This window comes from Paraburkholderia sp. BCC1886 (assembly GCF_900996245.1).
Lineage (GTDB): Bacteria > Pseudomonadota > Gammaproteobacteria > Burkholderiales > Burkholderiaceae > Paraburkholderia.
Map to the genome: position 1 here is coordinate 1 of NZ_CAAJGK010000067.1, position 1,613 is coordinate 1,613.

Below are 1,613 nucleotides of genomic sequence, written 5' to 3' on the forward strand. Positions count from 1 at the left end.
TGTCGAGGCCAGATTGAAATGTCCGGGGTCTGGCTAGATAGAAATGTCTGGTTTTGCCGTCGTTCTGGTTCTGTTTCTTTTCATGTCTGTGGGGTGGGGCGGCGCAGCCGCCCCCCGTTCCCCGATTGTCTTGTTGCTGACTTCATGGATAGCGCCATTGATGTCGTTAACATCGATTGCCCGCTGCTTCTTCAGACCGATGAGCGCTTTCTTTGCCCGCACCGCTTCGCCAATATGCGTCCGCGAAGGCGAACCTGCTGCGCGCCGATCGTCACGGATCGTCTGCACGCAACGGGCTACCTCCAGCACACTCGCGAGCCGCTTGTTATCGACTTCCGCCCCCTGGTCAATGTTCGTGATCCGGTCATACTCGTGATAGGGCAGGACACGCCCATCGGCCTGCACGTCGATGCTGCCATCCGGATACTCGACGACTTCCACGTACTCATGGATCAGGCGGCGATTGGCCGGCGTGTCCTCCAGCAGGTACATCACACGGTCGTACTGCACGGTGAGCGAATGCGTGACCTTGCGCGGTACCCGGTATGCCAGAACCTGTCGCAGATCCTCATCCTCGCGTAGTCCACGATGGGCGTTGTGACCGCTTGCGGGCGGCTTTGCAAAGCGCCGGTTGAAGTCCGCGATGAAGGAGGGCGCATACGCGTTGGCGGCCTCCTGCGTGCTGATCCCACGCAAGCGCAACTCCTTCACCAGCCGGTCCTGCAACGTCAGGTTGGCACGTTCCACACGGCCTTTGGCCTGGCTCGTGTTCGCACAGAACGTCTCGATGTTGAGTTCGTACAGCGCGCGGCCGAACTGCGTGACGCCTTTGCCCGCGGTCTCCGAGCGGCCCTTCACGTAAAACACGCTCGCCTTGTCGCTGTAGAACGCGACCGGCTTCCCATGCGCCACCAGATACTTCGACAGCGCCTCGAAATAGCTAAAGGTCGACTCGGTCGCCGTAAAGTGCAGGGTCATCAGACGGCTGGTTGCGTCATCAATGAACACCAGCAGCGTGCAGGCCGGCGCACGTTCCTCGAACCACCGGTGATCGCTGCCGTCGATCTGGATCAGTTCACCCAGACACGCGCGGCGGTTGCGCGGCTGGTAGACCTTTGGCGGTCGTTGTGCACGCGGCACCCAGAGTCCGGCGTCGTACATCCATTGCCGCACCGTTTCCTTTGCCAGCCGGATGCCGTGACACTCGTACAGCTTCTCGCCGGCCAGCGTCGGCCCGAAATCCGCATAGCGCTCCCGGATGATAGCCAGCACCCGGGCCCGCAGATTCATCGAAAACTGCCGGTTACTCGGCCTCCCACGTCTGGCCGACACCAGACCGGCAGCCCCGGCGGCTTCGAAGCGGCGCCGCAGACGCGACACCTGGCGCTCGCTCAGTCCCAGTTGCCCAGCGGCGCGCACGCCGCTCAGACGGCCTTCAACGACCGATTCGATGATCTTGACGCGTCGCAGCTCGTTCATGCTGATCGTCACCAGTCCTGGTTCGTTCATGGCAGGCTCCGCCGGATTGCGCCTCAACAGCATGCGCTTCGGGCAGGCCTGAACCGGACATTTCTAACTGGCCCAAACCGGACATTACTAAATGGCTGTCACAT

At 61.6% G+C, this 1,613-nt stretch carries 1 protein-coding gene; it reads right to left on the reverse strand.

What is annotated here, in order from left to right:
- Nucleotides 1–33: 33 nt before the first annotated feature.
- Nucleotides 34–1,509: an ISNCY family transposase gene (locus FQ746_RS24560; protein ID WP_144112294.1), complete on the reverse strand. Its 1,476-nt coding sequence runs from the start codon at nucleotides 1,507–1,509 to the stop codon at nucleotides 34–36.
- Between the last annotated feature and the right edge of the window lie 104 nt (nucleotides 1,510–1,613).